The sequence below is a fragment of the Serratia sp. 506_PEND genome, assembly GCF_001076875.1.
In the GTDB taxonomy this organism is placed as follows: domain Bacteria; phylum Pseudomonadota; class Gammaproteobacteria; order Enterobacterales; family Enterobacteriaceae; genus Serratia; species Serratia marcescens.
Map to the genome: position 1 here is coordinate 1 of NZ_JVEL01000133.1, position 876 is coordinate 876.

Genomic DNA, 876 nt, shown 5'->3' on the forward strand with positions numbered 1-876 from the left:
AAATAACATCCTGAAAATCTTAAGTTTGGAGAAATAATTTTTTTCGATACTAATAGGCGAACTATTTTTAGCATATTGTTACAATATTTGCTCGCATTGTGATTAGTGTATCTTTTAAAAGCGAGAGTCTGCGCATACTCGATAACTTTATAAGTCAATAAACAAATATTAGCTTTTTCATTATAAGTAATTAATGCTGACTCAATTAACCTCAACGATATTATATAATTTACCCCTTTTGCTGGGTTATCTAAACATTCATGCCAAATTACTGACTTAGCTATATCGATAAATTCTCTGCTAAGATATTTTTTATTTGTTCTTTTCTTTTGATTTAAATTTAATTCATAGAACAATAAAGAACTACTCCATTTGTTGTTATCCCATGAAAATTCTTTTAGCGCATGAGATGCAATCTTACACTCAGTTATAAACTTATCCCTATTGAATTCTAAAATTTCTATATTCATATTTACTCCTTAACCCTATGACTCTTTTCTATCAAGACAGTAGATTGATGTAATGATTCAGCAATATCGCCATCTGGTTTAATTTGCCCAAGAAGAATTTGTATTCGGATAAAGATATTATCAAACCAATATCGACTACCAACCGCCTCTAAACAGCAGAACTCATTAGCATACGGAAGCATTAGAACTGACAACATGCTATCGATTCTTTTAGCATTTTCAGGTAAATTATTAATATATGTTTGAACAGTTTTAGTCGATGAATGATCTAACAAATGAGCTATGATGTAGGCATCACATCCCTTTCTTGCGGCTCTGGAGCCAAGGGTATACCTAAGCCTTCTTGAGTTTAACTTTAATAATTTATTGGTTCTGTGAGAACGAATATCATTAGTGATACATATAA

The 876-nt window shown here is 30.8% G+C and carries 1 protein-coding gene and 1 pseudogene; both read right to left on the reverse strand.

The features are described 5' to 3' along the window. Window positions 1-470 (reverse strand): hypothetical protein (locus tag ADK28_RS31215; protein ID WP_152929606.1); only part of this gene is annotated, 470 nt, incomplete at its 3' end. Window positions 471-472: 2 nt separating this feature from the next. Continuing rightward, window positions 473-876, reverse strand: a pseudogene (locus tag ADK28_RS31220) (site-specific integrase); the annotation flags it as partial.